The sequence below is a fragment of the Salipiger bermudensis genome (assembly GCF_019801965.1).
GTDB classification, from domain to species: domain Bacteria; phylum Pseudomonadota; class Alphaproteobacteria; order Rhodobacterales; family Rhodobacteraceae; genus Salipiger; species Salipiger bermudensis_A.
Genome location: NZ_JAHVIA010000003.1, coordinates 24,966 through 42,738 on the forward strand (window position 1 = coordinate 24,966; position 17,773 = coordinate 42,738).

At 68.6% G+C, this 17,773-nt stretch carries 19 protein-coding genes; 10 read left to right on the forward strand and 9 right to left on the reverse strand.

Annotation, left to right across the window (positions count from 1 at the left end):
* Positions 1–32: 32 nt before the first annotated feature.
* A complete protein-coding gene (locus KUV62_RS07125) occupies positions 33–830 on the forward strand; it encodes a protein-disulfide reductase DsbD domain-containing protein (RefSeq protein WP_222603002.1) in 798 nt (265 codons plus the stop codon).
* Positions 831–917: 87 nt separating this feature from the next.
* Here the strand turns inward: KUV62_RS07125 and KUV62_RS07130 are convergent, their stop codons facing one another.
* The 5 genes from KUV62_RS07130 to KUV62_RS07150 form a co-directional block, all read right to left on the reverse strand.
* Complete coding sequence (locus KUV62_RS07130; protein ID WP_222603003.1) at positions 918–4,307, reverse strand: efflux RND transporter permease subunit; 3,390 nt, start codon at positions 4,305–4,307, stop codon at positions 918–920.
* A 3-nt stretch (positions 4,308–4,310) separates the two neighbouring features.
* Entirely contained in the window at positions 4,311–5,774 is a 1,464-nt protein-coding gene (locus tag KUV62_RS07135; protein ID WP_222603004.1) for an efflux RND transporter periplasmic adaptor subunit, read from the reverse strand.
* A gap of 99 nt (positions 5,775–5,873) precedes the next feature.
* A complete protein-coding gene (gene moaB, locus KUV62_RS07140; RefSeq protein WP_222603005.1) occupies positions 5,874–6,416 on the reverse strand; it encodes a molybdenum cofactor biosynthesis protein B in 543 nt (180 codons plus the stop codon).
* A 19-nt stretch (positions 6,417–6,435) separates the two neighbouring features.
* Complete coding sequence (locus KUV62_RS07145; RefSeq protein WP_315901563.1) at positions 6,436–6,999, reverse strand: hypothetical protein; 564 nt, start codon at positions 6,997–6,999, stop codon at positions 6,436–6,438.
* Positions 6,996–7,793, reverse strand: a complete 798-nt coding sequence (locus KUV62_RS07150) for a uracil-DNA glycosylase family protein (RefSeq protein WP_222603006.1) — start codon at positions 7,791–7,793, stop codon at positions 6,996–6,998. Before KUV62_RS07150 ends, KUV62_RS07145 begins: the two co-directional genes overlap by 4 nt.
* A 219-nt stretch (positions 7,794–8,012) precedes the next feature.
* Between KUV62_RS07150 and KUV62_RS07155 the strand changes: the two genes are divergently transcribed.
* The 8 genes from KUV62_RS07155 to KUV62_RS07190 all read left to right on the forward strand — a co-directional run bounded on the left by KUV62_RS07155 (position 8,013) and on the right by KUV62_RS07190 (position 13,281).
* Positions 8,013–8,963, forward strand: a complete 951-nt coding sequence (locus tag KUV62_RS07155) for an aspartate carbamoyltransferase catalytic subunit (RefSeq protein ID WP_007795182.1) — start codon at positions 8,013–8,015, stop codon at positions 8,961–8,963.
* Complete coding sequence (locus KUV62_RS07160) at positions 8,960–9,508, forward strand: aspartate carbamoyltransferase catalytic subunit (RefSeq protein WP_222603007.1); 549 nt, start codon at positions 8,960–8,962, stop codon at positions 9,506–9,508. The genes KUV62_RS07155 and KUV62_RS07160 overlap by 4 nt, the downstream gene beginning before the upstream one ends.
* A complete protein-coding gene (locus KUV62_RS07165) occupies positions 9,505–9,915 on the forward strand; it encodes a hypothetical protein (RefSeq protein WP_222603008.1) in 411 nt (136 codons plus the stop codon). The genes KUV62_RS07160 and KUV62_RS07165 overlap by 4 nt, the downstream gene beginning before the upstream one ends.
* Positions 9,916–10,002: 87 nt before the next feature.
* Complete coding sequence (gene pyrC, locus KUV62_RS07170) at positions 10,003–11,286, forward strand: dihydroorotase (RefSeq protein ID WP_222603009.1); 1,284 nt, start codon at positions 10,003–10,005, stop codon at positions 11,284–11,286.
* The gene (gene plsY / locus KUV62_RS07175; RefSeq protein WP_222603010.1) at positions 11,286–11,903 is read left to right on the forward strand and encodes a glycerol-3-phosphate 1-O-acyltransferase PlsY; all 618 of its coding nucleotides are present in this window, start codon (positions 11,286–11,288) and stop codon (positions 11,901–11,903) included. The genes pyrC and plsY overlap by 1 nt, the downstream gene beginning before the upstream one ends.
* 75 nt (positions 11,904–11,978) lie before the next feature.
* Entirely contained in the window at positions 11,979–12,539 is a 561-nt protein-coding gene (locus KUV62_RS07180; protein WP_222603011.1) for a bifunctional transcriptional activator/DNA repair enzyme AdaA, read from the forward strand.
* Positions 12,536–13,045 (forward strand): methylated-DNA--[protein]-cysteine S-methyltransferase, encoded by a 510-nt coding sequence (locus tag KUV62_RS07185; protein WP_222603012.1) that lies wholly within the window; start codon positions 12,536–12,538, stop codon positions 13,043–13,045. Before KUV62_RS07180 ends, KUV62_RS07185 begins: the two co-directional genes overlap by 4 nt.
* A gap of 89 nt (positions 13,046–13,134) precedes the next feature.
* Positions 13,135–13,281 carry a hypothetical protein gene (locus KUV62_RS07190; RefSeq protein WP_222603013.1) on the forward strand — a complete coding sequence of 49 codons (147 nt, stop codon included), beginning with the start codon at positions 13,135–13,137 and terminating at the stop codon, positions 13,279–13,281.
* A gap of 18 nt (positions 13,282–13,299) precedes the next feature.
* Here KUV62_RS07190 and KUV62_RS07195 read toward each other — a convergent pair whose 3' ends face one another.
* Positions 13,300–13,899 carry a 2-hydroxychromene-2-carboxylate isomerase gene (locus tag KUV62_RS07195; protein WP_222603014.1) on the reverse strand — a complete coding sequence of 200 codons (600 nt, stop codon included), beginning with the start codon at positions 13,897–13,899 and terminating at the stop codon, positions 13,300–13,302.
* A gap of 101 nt (positions 13,900–14,000) precedes the next feature.
* On the opposite strand from KUV62_RS07195, the gene KUV62_RS07200 reads away from it, so the two are divergent.
* Positions 14,001–15,011, forward strand: a complete 1,011-nt coding sequence (locus KUV62_RS07200; RefSeq protein ID WP_222603015.1) for a ribose-phosphate pyrophosphokinase — start codon at positions 14,001–14,003, stop codon at positions 15,009–15,011.
* Between the two features lie 314 nt (positions 15,012–15,325).
* Here the strand turns inward: KUV62_RS07200 and KUV62_RS07205 are convergent, their stop codons facing one another.
* The 3 genes from KUV62_RS07205 to atpD all read right to left on the reverse strand — a co-directional run bounded on the left by KUV62_RS07205 (position 15,326) and on the right by atpD (position 17,762).
* Entirely contained in the window at positions 15,326–15,676 is a 351-nt protein-coding gene (locus tag KUV62_RS07205) for an H-type lectin domain-containing protein (protein WP_222603016.1), read from the reverse strand.
* Positions 15,677–15,854: 178 nt separating this feature from the next.
* Positions 15,855–16,289 (reverse strand): F0F1 ATP synthase subunit epsilon, encoded by a 435-nt coding sequence (locus KUV62_RS07210; protein WP_222603017.1) that lies wholly within the window; start codon positions 16,287–16,289, stop codon positions 15,855–15,857.
* Between the two features lie 48 nt (positions 16,290–16,337).
* Complete coding sequence (gene atpD, locus KUV62_RS07215) at positions 16,338–17,762, reverse strand: F0F1 ATP synthase subunit beta (RefSeq protein WP_222603018.1); 1,425 nt, start codon at positions 17,760–17,762, stop codon at positions 16,338–16,340.
* Between the last annotated feature and the right edge of the window lie 11 nt (positions 17,763–17,773).

Sequence of the window (17,773 nt, forward strand, 5' to 3'; positions counted from 1 at the left end):
CATTTCATTCCTGACTCGCCATGTGATTTACCATGTTCCGTCGCCTGACTTCAGCCCTGGCCACCTGTCTGGCCCTTGTCCTGCCCGCCGCGCCCGGCTTTGCCGAGGAGCCGGTGCAGGCGCAATTGCTGCCCGGCTGGCGGCTGCCCAACGGCGACCACGTGGCGGCGCTGCACCTCATCCTCGCGCCCGGCTGGAAGACCTACTGGCGCGCGCCCGGTGATGCCGGCATTCCGCCCTCCTTCGACTGGGACGGTTCGCGCAATGCCGGCCGGATCGACGTGCTCTGGCCGACGCCGCACGTGTTCTGGCAATCGGACATGCGCTCGGTCGGCTACAAGGACGAGCTCGTGCTGCCGCTGCGCATCACGCCGCGCGGCGATGGCCAGATCGCGCTCAAGACCGAGATGCAACTCGGCCTCTGCAACGACATCTGCCTGCCGCACACGCTCGAGATCAATGCCACCCTGCCGGCGGGCGGCAAGCCCGATCCGCGCATCGCCGCCGCCATGGCCTCCGCGCCCTTCACCGAGGCCGAAGCCTCGGTGCGCGGCGTGCGCTGCACCGTCAGCCCCGCCAAGCGCGGCCTCAAGCTGCGCGCCGAGATTGACATGCCGCGCGCGGGCGGTCGCGAAGAGGCGGTTGTCGAGAGCGGCCAGCCGACGGTCTGGGCCGCCGAGCCCGCCACCCATCGCGAGGGCGGCATACTGGTCACCGAGACCAAGCTCATGCACATGGAGGGCAAGCCCTTCATGCTCGACCGTTCCCGTGTCAGGATCACCGTGCTGGGCGAGAACCACGCGGTCGACATCCAGGGCTGCGACAGCTGAGGCAGAGCGGGCACACCACCTGCACCCACCCCGTGACCTGATCCGTTCCCATAGTGCTGCACCCGCTTGTTTTGCGGGCAAGCCCGCTCAGGCCGAAGGCGACCGCCGGCTGAGCGCGAAGGCCAGCACGGCGACGGCCCAGATCACCAGCACCGCCGCGCCGACGCCGCCCACGAAGAGCAGGAAGCCGGCCAGCATCGGCGAGAGCATCGCCAGCGCCGGCAGCGCCACCGGCGGCCAGAGCGCGCCGGTGACAGCGGCGTAGCCCATGGTGGCGGCCAGCCAGCCCAGCACGCCCGCGAACGCCACCAGCATCAGCGCCCGCACCCGCCCGTGGCGGAAGCGCAGGCCGCGCCGGAAGGCCGCGATGTGGCGCGCCACATCGTGCTGCACCGCGATCAGGGCCGGCACCACCAGCAGCACCAGCACCATGCCGAAGCCCAGCCCGTAGCACAGCGTGATTACCGTGGGCTTGAGGAACTGCGCATCGGCCGAGCGTTCGTAGAGCAGCGGCGCAAGGCCCAGCACGGTGGTGGCGGTGGTCAGGAAGACCGGTCGCAGGCGGTCGGCCGCGCCGTCGACGATGGCCTGGAAGATGCCGCGGTCGGGGGCGTATTCGTCGATCTGCGTCACCAGGACGATGGAATCGTTGATGATGATTCCGGTCATGCCAAGCAGCCCGACCACCGTGAACATCGACAACGGCACATCCCACGCGGCGTGACCATAGATCGTGCCCACCAGTCCGAAGGGGATGATCGACATCACCACCAGCGGGCGGGTCCAGCTCGCAAAGACCCAGGCCAGCACGAGGTAGATCCCCAGCAGAACCAGCGTCAGCCCGGTGCCGGCGTCGGCGAGGAAGCGGTCTTCCTGCTCGGAGAGGCCGGCCAGCCGCCATTCGACCTGCCGCGTGGCGGCGATCTCGGGCAGGATCTCCTCTTCGAGCGCCCTCATGACCTCGGTGGCGCGGGCGGGATCGTCTTCGGAGATGTCGCCTGTGACCGAGATCACCCGCAGGCCGTTTTCGCGCCGCACCGTGGAAAAGCCCGTGGTGCGCGAGACACTGACGATATCGGCCAGCGGCACATAGGCCCCATCCGGCGTGCGCATCTGCATCCGCTCGAGGAAATCCGCGGTCTGTTCGCCATCGGGCAGCTCGACCCGGATCGCCGCAGAGCGCGGACCGTCGGGATAGGTCGCCGCCTCGATGCCCGCGACGCGGTTGCGCAGCACCTGCCCCAGCGCGTCGATCGTGAAGCCCAGCGCCTTGCCCTGCGGCGTCAGCTCGAGCACCAACTCGTCCATGTCGTAGGACAGGTTGTCTTCGACGCCGGAGACCTCGGGGAAGCGCAGCACCGCCTCCTGCAGGTCGAGCGAGGCGGCCTTCAGCGTGTCGGAATCGGCACCGTAGAACTGCACGTCCAGCGCATCGCCGCCGGGGCCCGAACGCCAGCCGCGGAAGCTGACCACCTCGAGTAGCGGGTGGCGCTCGACCTTTTCCTGCAGCTCGCCGACGAAGGCGAAGCTGGAATAGGGCCGCAGGTCGGCATCGATCAGCTCGATCGAGATCGCCCCAAGCTGATCCTCGTCCTTGCTCTCGGCGCCGGCGAGCGAGGGGCCGGAATTGCCGCCGATCTCGGCGATCATGTAGGCGATCGGATCGAGGCCGTAGCGCTCTTCGTATTCCCGCCCGAGCGCTTCGGCGCTTTGCTGCATGAGCCGCATCTGCGCCATCGTGTCTTCACGCGTGGCCCCGGGCGCCATGGCGAAATTGCCGGTCACCGAGGCCTGCTCCGGCGAGTTGAAGAAGCGCCATTGCACGTCGCCGCGGATGAACAGTGCCGCCTGGCTGGCCAGCGCCACCAGCGCCAGCGCCAGAACCACGTAGCGCGCCCGGATCACCCCCACCATCAGCGGCCGGAACAGCCGTTCGCGCACCCAGCGGAAGCCGCGGTTCACCAGCCGCGACGGCAGGTCGTACCAGTGCTCCTTCTGGGCCGAGGCGATGGCATGGGCCATGTGATTGGGCAGGATCAGGAAGCATTCCACCAGCGAGGCGATCAGCACCATGATGACGGTAAAGGGGATGTCCTGGATCATGTCGCCGAAGCGCCCGCCGATGGCGGTCAGGCCGAAAAAGGCGATGATCGTGGTCAGGGTCGAGGAGAACACCGGCAGCGCCATGCGCTGCGCCGCGGTCTCGGCGGCCTGCACCGGCCCGAGCCCGTGGCGCGACATGTGATCGGCGTGCTCGCCCACCACGATGGCGTCGTCGACCACGATGCCCAGCGTGATGATCAGCGCGAAGAGCGAGATCATGTTGATCGTGAGCCCCGAGGCATACATCAGCGCCAGCGCCGCGAGCATGGCGGTGGGAATGCCCGCCGCCACCCAGATCGCGATGCGCGCGTTAAGGAAAAGGAAGAGCAGCACCACCACCAGCACCAGCCCCATGGCGCCGTTGTCGAGCAGGATGTTGAGACGCCCGGTGATCGCCTCGGCGCGGGTGCGGATCAGGTCGATGCGCGTGCCCTCGGGCAGGGAGGCCTGGAACTCGCGCGCCACCTCCTCGACCTGGCGCTGGATCTCGATGGCGTCGCCCTGTGCCGAGCGGTCGACCCTGATCGAGATCGCCGGGTTCTCGCCGACGAAATAGGTCCGCGCGCGGTCGATGCCCTCGCGCCGCACGGTCGCCACATCGCCCACGGTGAGCTTGGTGCCGTCCGCGTCCGAGCGCAGCACGATCGCCTCGATCGCCTCGGCGCTGCGCTTCTCGACGCCGGTGCGGACGCGGGCATTGGCGCCGCTCACGTCGCCGGCCGGGTTGGCGTTGACCTCGCCCGAGATGGCGTCGGAAATCTCGCGCATGGTGACGTCGTGGCCGATGAGATTTTGCGACGGCACCTCGACGATCACCTGTGGCGCGGCGACGCCACGGATCGTGGTGCGGGTGACGCCCTCGGCGAAGAGCCGGATCACGAACTCGTCGGCGAAGCGGCCGAGCTGGTCGACCGCCACCGGTCCGGTGATCACCACGTCGGTCACCCGGTCGCGCCAGCCGCCGCTGCGGATGGTCGGATCGTCGGCATCCTCGGGCAGATCCGTAACCGAATCGACCGCGGTCTCGACGTCGTCGACCGCCTTCATCATGTCGTAGCCCGGCTCGAATTCGAGCTCGATGCGGGCGCTGCCCTCGCGTGAGCGGCTGGAGGTGTTGACCACCCCCTCGACCGCCAGCAGCGTCGGCTCGAGCAGCTGGACGATGCCGGAATCCACGTCCTCGGCGCCGGCCCCGTCCCAGCTCACGTTCACCGTCACATCATCGTCGATCACGTCGGGAAAGAACTGCGCCCGCATGTTCGGGCCGGCCAACAGCCCGGCGACCACGAGGATCACCAGCAGAAGGTTGGCGACGGTCGGGTGACGGGTGAAATAGCTGAGGATGCCGCTGGCCTGTCCGGGGATCTGGCGCATCGGTCAGCCTCCCATCCGGGCTTCGATGCGCTGCACCACCTGCGCCGGAACCTTGTCCTGCAAGAGCTGGGCGAGGATGCGCTCCTTGTCATCATCCGGCATGCCGTTCGCCGCCTCGACGAAGGCCATCAGGCGGGCGCGGTGATCGTCGGTCAGCTCAAGCATCTCGGCCTGAGACGGCGGTGCCTCGGGCGCCGCGGCGCCGCGCAGCGGCCGTACCTTGATACCGGCCCCCAGCAGCGGCGTGCGCTGCATCACCACGTCGCGCCCCTCGAGCGCCTCGCCGCGCACCAGCACGTCGTCGCCCTGACGCCGCACCAGTGTCACCGGCACGCTCTCGAGCCGCTCGTCTTCGCCGACCACCAGCACCGCACCGGCCGGATCCAGCGCGGTCGCGGGCAGCCGCGCCACCTGCGCGAGCGCCGGCTCGGTCACGTCGACGGTGACGAAATCGCCGGGCTTGAATCCCGCTGCCTGGTCGAGCGTGGCATAGAGCACCCTGCCGGTCTGCCCCTCGCCCACCGCCGCGCCCTCGCGCGAGAGCGTGCCGGTGGCCACGAGGTTGCCGCCGTAGAGCTCGAGTCTTGCGGTCACCGGCACCTGCCGCAGCCGCCCGTCCTCGCCCAGCAGCCTTGCGTATTGCAGGGTCGAGACCCGGAAGGCGACCTCGAGCGCATCGGGATCGATCAGCACCGCGAGCTGCTCGTTGGCCGAGACCCGACGTCCCGCCACCACCGCGACATCGCTGAGCTGCGCCGCAAACCCGGCGCGGATCTCGGTCTCATCGACCCGGCGCTGCGCGTCGTCGCGGGCGATCCGCGCCCGCGTCAGGCTGGTCTGCGCCTGGTCCACCCGCGCTTCGGCCAGCGCCAGGGACTGCCGGGCGGTCACCACCGCCTGCCGCGCCGACGAGGCGCTGAGCTCGGCCTCCTCGACCGCCGCCGCGGTGCCGACGTCGCGCGCCGCCAGGTCGGTCTGGCGCTCGAAGGCGCGCTGGCGCAGCGCCGCCTGCTCCTGCGCCGCCGTCAGCGCATCCTGCTCGAGTGCCACCGCCCGGCGCGCCTCGCGCAGCTCGGCCTCGGCATCGACCACGGCGCTCTCGGTGCGGGCCAGCTCGGCCTCCATGTCGGCCGGGTCGATGCGCGCCAGCAGCTCCCCCGCCTCGACGCGTCCGCCCTCGACGAAATCCGGCGCCAGATCGACCAGCGTGCCCTCGATGGCGGTGCGCAGCTCCAGGGTGCGCCGGCTCTGCACCTCGCCGAAGGCGGTCAGCACCGGGGTCACCGTCTCGAAACGCGCCGGCGTCACGTTGACCGCGAACACCCGCTCACGCGCCTGCGGCACGCGGGGCTCATCGTTCAGCCGCGCCTCGACCGCATCGCGCACCAGCGCCCCGGCATAGACCAGCAGGCCGAGCGTGACAGAGAGCAGAAAGAGCCCGACAAGGCTCTGTCGAAGGAAACGCATACCGTAACTTCCCGTTGTCTCGGGCTCTGAAGACCCGTTCAGGATATCATATGTGTGCGGTCGCGACCCCGCGCCACCGTATTCATACGTGGCAGAGGATCATTTCCGCCGCTGATGTTCGTCGAGACGTGGAAAAATCTCGACGAAGTTGCAGGGCCGGTGCCGGTAATCGAGTTGGAAGGCGAGGATCTCGTCCCAGGCATCCTTGCAGGCGCCGGTGCTGCCCGGCAGCGCGAAGAGATAGGTCCCGCCCGCGACGCCACCGGTGGCGCGGCTCTGCACCGCGCTGGTGCCGATCTTCTTCATCGAAACGATGGTGAAGACCGTGCCGAAGGCCTCGATCTCCTTCTCGTAGACATCGCGATGCGCCTCGACGGTGACATCGCGCCCGGTCAGCCCGGTGCCGCCGGTGGACAGGATGACGTCGATCTCGCTGTCGGCGACCCAGGCGCGCAGCTGGTCCGCGATCTTGTCGCGGTCATCGGTGCAGATCGCCCGCGCCGCAAGCGCGTGCCCGGCGTCGGTGAGCCGCTGCACCAGCGTATCGCCCGAGCGGTCCTCGGCGAGGCTGCGCGTGTCGCTGACGGTCAGAACGGCGATGCGGACGGGAATGAAGGGCTTGGTGTCGTCGATACGGGACATGCGGGCGGTCTCGGGTCTTTCAGGGGCAAGGGGCGGTCACGGGCAGGCGCGGCGCCTCGAAGATCCGCTCGAAGCGCCGCAGGGAGAGATCCTCCGCGATATGGGCGGCAAATGCCAGTGGCGCGGCGTCGCGGTCGCCACACGAGAGCGCGAGCGAGGCACGTTCGCGCGCCAGCGCCGCCTGCATGGCGCGGCGCGCCTCGGCCGCGTCCATCGCCGGGACGGTGTTTTCGGCGTAAAAGCGAACGCCGCGCAGGAGCTGTCCCGCCACCCGGTCGCGCTGCTCTGCCGAGAACAGGTCCGGGCAGCTCAACACCGTTGCTGCCGCGGTGGTCAGCCGCTCGAGGGCGCAGCCCGCCGCGCCCCAGCCACTCTGATCCTCGGCCCGCACCCGCCCGCCCCGGCGCTCGACGATCACCGGCCCCGGCAGATCGAGATGCGCCACACCCGGCGACGGGTGCTGCACGGCATCGGCCTCGCGCTCGAAGAGCAGGTCGTAATCGATGGTGAAACCCGGCGGCTCGGCGAGCGCCGGGCAGGCCGCAAGCGTCGCCACCAGGCAGGCGGCGGACAGCCGGCTCACGCCCCGGCCCGGAGCTTCGCCTTCAGCTCGAGCAGGTCGGCCCAGGCCTCGCGCTTCATCTGCGGCTGGCGCAGCAGGTAGGCGGGGTGAAACATCGGCAGCGCCGGGCGTCCCTGCACCTCGGCCCATTTGCCGCGCAGCCGGGTGATGCCGCGCTTGCCCAGCAGCGCGTCGCAGGAGATGTTGCCCATGATCACCAGCACCTCGGGCGCGACCAGCTCGATATGCCGGGCGAGGAAGGGCGTCATCATGGCGATCTCGTCGGGCTTTGGGTCGCGGTTCTGCGGCGGGCGCCAGGGCAGCACGTTGGTGATGTAGACGCTCTCCGCCCGCGAAAGGCCGATGGCCCCGAGCATGCGGTCGAGCAACTGCCCGGCGCGGCCCACGAACGGCTTGCCCTGCAGGTCCTCGTCGCGCCCCGGCGCCTCGCCGACGATCATCACCCGCGCCTCGGCCACGCCATCGCTGAACACTAGGTTGCGCGCGCCGCGCTTCAGCTCGCAATGCTCGAAGGCCGCCATCGCCGCGCGCAGATCGTCGAGCGTGGCCGCCGCCGCGGCCGCCTGCTTCGCAACCGCCACCGGGTCCGGCCCCTCGTCGATCTTCGGCGGCGGCATCCCCCCCCCGCCGCGCGGCGCGGGCTGCGCCACGGCTGCCGCAGCTCGCGCCGCCTGCAGCTCGACCTCCACGGCGAAGCGGTCGACCGGCGCCTCGCCGATCGCCTCGTCGGCGCCCAGCTCCAGCTGCCACTCAAGCGCCGCGCGGGCGTAATGCCAATCCAGTCCCGAATCCATGAGCCAGACCTTAGACGCAGCGCACGACGGCGGAAATCCCCGCTGTCTTCTCCATGTTTCAAATACTCACGATTCCACACGTGCCAAGACGCGCAGCATCGCCGCGCATCCCGGGCGCACGGGTGGGTGGGCGGGAGTGTGCCCGGGATGCGGGGCTGCCACTTGTCGCGTCCTCTCCCCCTTCCTATACAGGCAGGCAATCTTTCACGGAGCACCGCCATGCGTTTCGACCAGCGTCACCTTCTGGGCATCGAGCCCCTGCGCCCCGACGAAATCACCACGCTGCTCGACCTCGCCGAACAGTATGTCACCCTGTCGCGGCGCCGCGAGAAACACTCCAACGTGCTCTCCGGACTCACCCAGATCAACATGTTCTTCGAGAACTCCACCCGCACCCAGGCCAGCTTCGAGATCGCCGGCCAGCGCCTCGGCGCGGACGTGATGAATATGGCGATGCAGGCCAGCTCGATCAAAAAGGGCGAGACCCTGATCGACACCGCGCTGACGCTCAACGCCATGCATCCCGACCTGCTGGTGGTGCGCCACCCGCATTCCGGCGCCGTCGACCTGCTGGCCCAGAAGGTCAACTGCGCCGTCCTCAACGCCGGCGACGGCCGCCACGAGCACCCGACCCAGGCGCTGCTCGACGCGCTCACCATCCGCCGCGCCAAGGGCCGGCTGCACCGGCTCAACATCGCCATCTGCGGCGACATCGCCCATTCCCGCGTCGCGCGCTCCAACATCCTGCTGCTGCAGAAGATGGAAAACCGCGTCCGCCTCGTCGGCCCCTCGACCCTGATTCCCGCCGGCATGTCCGAGTTCGGCGTCGAGATCTACGACGACATGCGCAAGGGGCTCGAGGATGTCGACGTGGTGATGATGCTGCGGCTCCAGAAAGAGCGCATGGATGGCGGCTTCATCCCCTCCGAGCGCGAATACTATCACCGCTGGGGGCTCGACGCCGACAAGCTCTCCCATGCCAAGCCCGACGCCATCGTCATGCACCCCGGCCCGATGAACCGCGGCGTCGAGATCGACGGCACCATCGCCGATGACATCAACCGCTCGGTGATCCAGGAGCAGGTCGAGATGGGCGTCGCCGTGCGCATGGCGGCGATGGACCTGCTCGCGCGCAACCTGCGGGCAAGGCCCACGGAACTCTCCGCATGACGCAGATGCAGATCAACGGCTCCGAGACCGGCGTCGTGCGGCTCTTTCACCTCGACCTGCCGCCCGAGGCGATCGAACGCTACACCACCCAGGCCGGGACCGGTGAATACCCGCTGCAATACGGGCTCGGCGCGCAGCGCCTGCGGCCCTCCTTCGTCGACGTGGTGGCGATCCGCGATCTCGGCGACATGAGCCTCTCGGCCTATCTCGCCGAGGCCTACCAGCTCTCGGGCGGCGACTTCCGCGCCATGCGCCCGCGCATCGACGCGCTCCGGGGCCACGTGGTGGTGCTGCCGAGCCAGGCCTTCGCACATGTCTCGCAGGATCTGACCGTCGCCAGCCCGCTGCGCTGGATCGGCAGCTTCGAGGAAGAGGCCGCCCGACCGCGCGGCCTCTCGCCCCGCAGCAAGGCCGCCCGCAGCCGTCCCGCCGGCGACGGTGCCGGCCCCGCCCCGCGCGACCGGCGCGGCCGGGTGCTGCTGCTCGTCGGGCTTGGCGTGCTGGCGCTGCTGATCCTTGCCTGGCTGCTGCAGGGTCTGGCATGAGCCCTGCCGGCGCCGTCCCGCGCGCCCGCTTCGCGCCCGACCGCTCCACCTACCTGCAGAGCCACGTGACCCTGGCGCTGCTCGCCATGCCCGCAGCGATGATCCTGCTCTGGCTCACCGGCACGCCGCATGTCTGGACCGGTGCCGTCGGGGCGCTGGCCGCGGTGGCGGCGCGCGGCTGGTACCTGATGTCGGAAGAGCTGGGCCATGTCTGGGAAATGACCGACAGCGCCCTCACCGGCCCGGCCGAGCGCCACGTGCCGCTCACCGATCTCGCCAGGGTGCGCCGCATCGGCTCGGCGGTGCAGCTCGTCACCCACTCGGGCGACAAGCACCTGATCAAGTTCCAGCGCGAGCCGGCGGCGGTCGTCGCGCGCATCGGGGCCGCGCGGCCGGAGGCGGGATGACCCTTTCCCTTTTGCCGCTCTTGCACTACTCCACCCCTGCGCGGGCAGACGCCGCCAACCGCAGAGACTGACCGGGAACCGCATCGCATGACCGCAACGCTCCTCACCAATGCCCGCCTGATCGACCCCGAAGCCGATACCGTCTCGGAAGGCGCCGTGCTGCTGCGCGACGGCCTGATCGCCGAGATCTTCAAGGAGCCCGACCCGCAGGTCGCGGATGCCGAGCGCATCGACGCCGGCGGCGCCTTCCTCGCGCCGGGCATCGTCGATATCGGCGTCAAGGTTGGCGAGCCCGGCGACCGGCACAAGGAAAGCTACAAGACCGCCGGCCTCGCCGCCGCCGCCGGTGGTGTCACCACCATGGTCACTCGCCCCGACACCGATCCCGCGATCGACACGCCCGAGGTGCTCGAGTTCATCCGCGACCGCGCCGAAGATGACGCGCCGGTCCACGTGCTGCCGATGGCGGCGCTCACCAAGGGCCGCGCCGGGCGCGAGATGACCGAGCTGGGCTTCCTGCTCGATGCCGGCGCGGTGGCCTTCACCGATTGCGACCACGTGCTCACCGACACCAAGGTGCTCTCGCGTGCCATGACCTACGCCCGCTCGCTCGGCGCGCTGGTCATGTGCCACCCGCAGGAGCCCGGCTTGTCGAAGGGCGGCGCCGCCACTTCCGGCAAGTTCGCCTCGCTGCGCGGCCTGCCGGCGGTCTCGCCGATGGCCGAGCGCATGGGGCTCGACCGCGATATCGCCCTCGTCGAGATGACCGGCGTGCGCTACCACGCCGACCAGATCACCACGGCCCGTGCCCTGCCGGCGCTGGAGCGGGCCAAGAAGAACGGCTTCGACGTCACCGCGGGCACCTCGATGCACCACCTGACGCTCAACGAGCTCGACGTCTCCGACTACCGCACCTTCTTCAAGGTCAAGCCGCCGCTGCGCTCCGAAGAGGACCGGCAGGCCACCGTCGAGGCAGTGCGCTCGGGGCTGATCGACATCATCGGCAGCTTCCACACCCCGCAGGACGAGGAATCCAAGCGCCTGCCCTTCGAGGAGGCCGCCTCGGGCGCCGTGGGTCTCGAGACCATGCTGCCGGTGCTGCTGCGGCTCTACCATTCCGGCGAGCTCGAGCTGCCGACGCTGTTCCGTGCGCTGTCGCTCAACCCGGCGAAGCGGCTGGGCCTCGCCTCGGGCCGCATGGCCAAGGGTGCGCCCGCCGATCTCGTGCTGTTCGACGCCGACAAGCCCTTTGTGCTCGACCGCTTCAAGCTGCAGTCGAAGTCGAAGAATACACCGTTTGATGGGGCCCGGCTTCAGGGTAAGGTTCTGGCAACCTTTGTCGCCGGCACCGCCGTCTACCGGAGCGCCTGATGCTGCCCGAGATCACCACTCCGCCGTTCCTGCTGCTGCTCTGGGCCGTCATCGGCTACCTGCTCGGCTCGATTCCCTTCGGGATGCTGCTGACGCGGGCGATGAATCTCGGCGACCTGCGTAAGATCGGCTCCGGCAATATCGGCGCCACCAACGTCTTGCGCACCGGCAACAAGGCCGCTGCCGCGGGTACCCTGCTGCTCGATGGAGGCAAGGGCGCGGTCGCGGTGCTGCTGGCGCGCTGGCTCGCGGGCGAAGACGCGGCGCAGCTCGCCGGTCTCGCTGCCTTTCTCGGCCATTGCTACCCGGTCTGGCTGCGGTTTCAGGGCGGCAAGGGGGTTGCCACCTTCCTCGGCCTGATGCTGGCGCTGAGCTGGCCCGTGGGCCTGATGTGCTGCGCCACATGGCTCGCTGCAGCGGCGCTGTCGAGCATCTCGAGCGTCGGCGCGCTGGTCGCGGCGCTGATGTCGACCGCGTGGATGATCCTGCTGCGTGAATACGACCTGACGGCGCTCACCGTGGCGCTGACCATCGTGATCTTCTGGCGTCACCGCAGCAACATCTCCCGCCTGCGCGCCGGCACCGAGCCGCGCATCGGCAAGAAGAAGACGACCTGAACCCCACTCGCCATTTCCGGACCTCATTGCCCGCGCAGGCTCGCTCCGGGCCGGCCTGCGCGCTATGCTCGGCCCATGCTGGATTTCGACACATGCAATGCCGCAAGGATGCGCCGCGACCCCGCCTATGACGGGCTGTTCTTCACCGCCGTGCGGACAACCGGGATCTATTGCCGCCCGGTCTGTCCGGTGCGCCCGCCGCTGACCAAGAACGTGTCGTTCTTCCCCAGCGCCGCCAGCGCCGAGCGCGCCGGCTACCGCCCGTGCCTGCGCTGCCGCCCGGAGACCGCGCCGTTTTCCCCGGCGTGGAACGGCACCCGCACCACCGTCGCCCGCGCCCTGCGTCTGATCGAGGAGGGCGCGCTCGACACCGGCACCGTGGCGGCGCTCGCCGCCCGGCTCGGCATCGGCCCGCGGCATCTCTCCCGGCTTTTCACCGAGCAGGTTGGAGCCTCGCCGCTGCAGGTGGCCCAGACCCGGCGCATGCAGCGCGCCAAGCGGCTGCTGGATGACAGCGATCTGCCGATGGCCGAGATTGCCAGCCGTGCCGGGTTCGGCAGCCTGCGCCGCTTCAACGCCGCCTTCGCTTCGCTCTACGGCCGCCCGCCCTCCTCGCTGCGAAGGCCCGCGCCATGAGCCTGCGCTACTGCCACCACGACAGCCCCGTCGGCCCGCTGCTTCTGGCGGGCGACGGCGCGTCGCTGCGCCTCCTGAGCTTCCCGACGGGCCACAAGGCCGTCGCGCCGCAGGACGGCTGGCAGCCCGACCCCACACCGTTCGACGCCGTGCGCCACCATCTTGACGCGTATTTTAGCGGGCAACTTCGCGTATTTAGCGTGCCGCTCGACATTCGCGGCACGGATTTTCAAAAGAAAATCTGGGCCTGCCTGGCAACCATCCCCTATGGCGAAACCCGCAGCTACGGCGAGATCGCCCGCGCCCTCGGATCGCCCGGCGCGAGCCGTGCGGTCGGCGCTGCGAACGGCGCCAACCCGCTGCCGATTATTCTGCCTTGTCATCGGGTTATCGGAAGCGGCGGGGCGCTGACCGGCTTCGGCGGCGGGCTCGATACCAAGACCTGGCTGCTGCAGCACGAGGCCCGCATTGCCGGTGTGGCCGGGCGGCAACTTTCGCTGTTCTGATCCCCCGCCGGCGAATCACGGGCTAGAGCCGGCAGGGAACTTTCTCTACGACACGGGATTGGCTTACAAAGGAAAAGGAGCCACCCCCGATGAGCGCGATCGTCACCATTCTTCTCATGGCAGCCTGTGTCGCAGGTCTGTTTGCCCTGAACGCAGTGGCGATCTGGTGGTTCGGGCGGCTCCCGGTGGCCGACCAGCAGACAACCCCGACGGTCGGCCTCAACAAGCAGGCCTGAGAGCGATCGGGCAGACGCTCAGAGCTTGCCCGAGAGATGCAGGTCGAGATCCTCGAGACGGTCCTGCCCCCAGAACATCGCGCCATCGTCGAGCACGTAGAACGGCGAGCCGAAGACCCCCGCAGCGACCGCATCCTCGAGATTGGACGCGTAGATCTCCGCCCCGGTGAGCATGCCGCTGAAGGTCAGCGACGGATCGAAGCCCGCGGCCTTCAGGCAGTCCTGCACCACGGCATCCTCCGCGATGTCCTTCTCCTCGACCCAGACCGCGCGCAGGATCGATTGCACCAGCCCGCCCAAGTCGCCGCCGCCCGCCTTCTGCGCCGCGATGATCGCGTAGGAGGCCGGGGCCTGGTTGGTCGGCCAATGCGCCGGCTTGAAGTTCAGCTCCATCCCCGCCTTCTTCGCCTGCCTCGGCAGTTCCTGCGCCCGGTACGCGATGCGCGACGGGTGCCGATCCTTCGGCGCGGCACCACCGGTGCGCGGGAACAGCGCCATGATGTCCAGCGGCTTGTAGGTCACCGTGAGGCCGTGGCGCGCAACGATCTCCTCCATGCGGTTCCCGGCAAGGTAGGCGTAAGGGGAAAGAACGGTAAAATAGTAGTCCAGATGCGCCATGTCGTCCCTCGTATCGGAGTGCGTCTTTGCGCCACGCTAGCCGCATGCTAAGCGACCGGCAACGTCACGAATCTGTCATTCTGCTGCCGGAGCCGCCTCCCATGCCCACCGTCATCGAGCCCAAGCTTATCGCGGGCAACGCCAATAAGCCGCTGGCCACTGCCATCGCCCGCCGCATGTCCCTCTATCGCGGCATGTCCGTGGGGCTCGTCGACGCCCGGGTCGAGCGCTTCAACGACCAGGAGATCTTCGTCGAGGTCTACGAGAACGTCCGCGGCGAGGACATGTTCATCCTGCAGTCGACCTCGCGCCCGGCGAACGACAACCTGATGGAGCTGCTGATCATGGCCGATGCGCTGCGCCGCTCCTCGGCCGCACGCATCACCGCGGTGATCCCCTATTTCGGCTATGCCCGCCAGGACCGCCGGACCAAGGCCCGCACCCCGATCACCGCCAAGCTGGTGGCCAACATGATCGCCGAGGCCGGCATCGAGCGGGTTCTGACCATGGACCTGCACGCCACCCAGATCCAGGGCTTCTTCGACATCCCGGTCGACAACCTCTACGCCTCGCCGGTCTTCGCGCTCGACATCATGAAGCATTTCGCGGGCGAGCTCGAAGACGTGATGATCGTGTCGCCCGATGTCGGCGGCGTGGCCCGTGCCCGCGAGCTGGCCAAGCGCATCAACGCGCCGCTCTCGATCGTCGACAAGCGCCGCGAGAAGCCCGGTGAGGTTGCCGAGATGACCGTGATCGGCGACGTGACCGGCAAGAAATGCATCATCGTCGACGACATCTGCGACACCGCCGGCACCCTGTGCAAGGCGGCCGAGATCCTGATGAATCACGGCGCCACCGAAGTGCATGCCTACATCACTCACGGCGTGCTCTCCGGCCCCGCGGTCGAGCGGGTTAAGAATTCGGTGATGAAGTCGCTGGTGATCACCGATTCGATCGCCGCCACCGACGCGGTCGCCGCGGCCCCGAATATCCGCGTGGTGCCCACCGCGCCGATGTTCGCCCAGGCGATCCTCAACATCTGGAACGGCACCTCGGTGTCCTCGCTGTTCGAGACCGACACGCTCGGCCCGATCTACGAAGGCATCCTCTGATCCAACGCCGGAGAAGGGCGCTCCCCCTGCCCTTCTCTGGTTCCGAAATACCTCGGGGGTGAATTGGCCATCGGCCAAGAGGGGGCAGCGCCCCCCTTTTCATGCCCGACAACGGCCTGCTCACAGTTTCCCGAAAGTCGCCGCCCCTCCCCGCTCACAGCCAAGGCGGGCCGGAGAAGGGCGCCCCTCCCCTTCTCTGGTTAATAGTACCTCGGGGATGAATTGGCCGCAGGCCAAGAGGGGGCAGCGCCCCCCGGTGGGCCGACCTCCACCGCCCTGCCCGACGTCACAGCGCGGCACCGGCCCCCTTGCGCTCAATAGAGCTCCCAGTCCTCTTCGCTGCCGAGCTCGCCGATGGCCAGCCATGCCATGCGCACCCGCGCGATGCGCGAATCCGACCATGTGCGGAACACCATCTCGAAGCCGGTCTCGCTGACATTCTCTGCCTGCAGGTCGGCGCGGATATTGGCGCTGTGGTCCATGTCCCAGAGCGTCAGCGTCAGCTGGACGCTGGGCGGAGCGCGGAAGGGCTCGGAGAACCGCACCGCCCGGCGGCGCTCGCGGGCGCCGCTGCCGGTCCACATATCGCCGCCATCGGCGAAATCCGAAAACACTTCCACTTCGCCCTGATCGATCCCGATCAGGCTGGCATTCAGTCGGCGCATGCTGTCCTCATCTACCCTTGCGTGCATCATCTGCAAGGCGCCGCGAGATGGGAAGGCCCCGGCCACGGCCGGAGGCATAGCGTTGCGCTTTGGCGTCACGTCCCTTGTGCGCGGGCCCCAGACGCAGAAAACCCCGCCAGTGGCGGGGTTTCCGATCGATGTCGCACTGTGGCCCTGGTCAGAAGTTCGGCTGCTTCGGGTCGAGGCCGATATGGCCACCGACGGCAACCATATCCTGCAGCAGCTTGGCCGCGTCGTCGACCGGGCCCGGCTCGTTCTCGGTCTCTTCGACGACCTTCTTGTAGTAGGCCTGCGCCTCGCGCACGAGATCCTCATAGGTCTCCTGCGTCATGTCGGCGTAGGGAACGGCACGCTCGGCCAGCACGGTCATGGTGGTGCCGATCTCGGCGAAGCCACCGGTGACCACGAATTCCTCGGTGCCCTTCTCGGTCTCGACCTTGAGGATGCCGGGGCGCAGCGTGGTGATCACGGCGGCGTGGCCGGGGCCTGCCGTCATGTCGCCGTCGGTGCCCGGGATCGACACGGTCTTGGCCTGGGTCGACAGAAGGCTCCGCTCGGGGCTCACCAGATCGAATTGCATCGTATCAGCCATTAGGGCCTCCGGTTGGTAATGGGGGGCACGAAGGCCCCCCGGCAGTCATCAGGCAGCTTCCGCGGCCAGCTTCTCGGCCTTGGCGAGCACCTCGTCGATGCCACCGACCATGTAGAAGGCGGCTTCCGGAAGGTGGTCGTACTCGCCCGCAACCACGGCCTTGAACGACGAGATGGTGTCTTCCAGCGGAACCTGGACACCGTCCGAGCCGGTGAAGACCTTCGCCACGTCGAACGGCTGGGACAGGAAACGCTGGATCTTCCGGGCGCGGGCCACGGTCAGCTTGTCCTCTTCCGACAGTTCGTCCATGCCGAGGATGGCGATGATGTCCTGCAGCGACTTGTAGCGCTGGAGGATGCCCTGCACGTCACGGGCCACGTTGTAGTGCTCTTCACCGACGACCTGCGGGTCGAGGATCCGGCTGTTGGAGTCCAGCGGGTCCACGGCCGGGTAGATGCCGAGCTCCGAGATCGCACGGTTGAGAACCGTGGTCGCGTCGAGGTGGGCGAAGGTGGTTGCCGGCGCGGGGTCGGTGAGGTCGTCCGCGGGAACGTAGACGGCCTGGATCGAGGTGATCGAGCCGTTCTTGGTCGAGGTGATGCGCTCCTGCATCGCGCCCATGTCGGTGGCCAGCGTCGGCTGGTACCCCACGGCGGACGGGATACGGCCGAGAAGTGCGGACACCTCGGAACCGGCCTGGGTGAAGCGGAAGATGTTGTCGACGAAGAACAGAACGTCGGTGCCGGACTGGTCACGGAACTGCTCGGCCAGGGTCAGGCCGGTCAGCGCGACGCGGGCACGGGCCCCCGGAGGCTCGTTCATCTGACCGTAAACCAGGGCCACCTGCGACTCCGACAGGTTGTCGGGCTTGATGACGTTGGATTCGATCATCTCGTGGTAGAGGTCGTTGCCCTCACGGGTGCGCTCGCCAACACCGGCGAACACGGAGAAGCCCGAGTGCACCTTTGCGATGTTGTTGATCAGCTCCATGATGAGAACGGTCTTGCCCACGCCGGCGCCGCCGAAGAGGCCGATCTTGCCGCCCTTCGAGTACGGGGCCAGCAGGTCGATGACCTTGATGCCGGTCACGAGGATCTCGGTGTCGGTCGCCTGCTCGTCGAACTCGGGAGCGGGCTGGTGGATCGCGCGGTACTCTTCCGCTTCGACCGGGCCCTGCTCGTCGACGGGCTCGCCCACGACGTTGAGGATGCGGCCCAGGGTGGCGTTGCCCACCGGGACCGAGATCGGCTTCTCGGTGTCGACCACTTCCTGGCCACGGACCAGACCTTCGGTCGAGTCCATCGCGATGGTGCGGACGGTGCTCTCACCGAGGTGCTGTGCAACTTCAAGAACCAGAGTCTTGCCGTCGTTGGTGGTGGTCAGCGCGTTCAGGATCTCGGGCAGGTGGTCGTCGAACTGCACGTCGACCACGGCGCCGATGACCTGGGTCACTTTGCCTTTTGCGTTTGCCATTTATCGTCTCC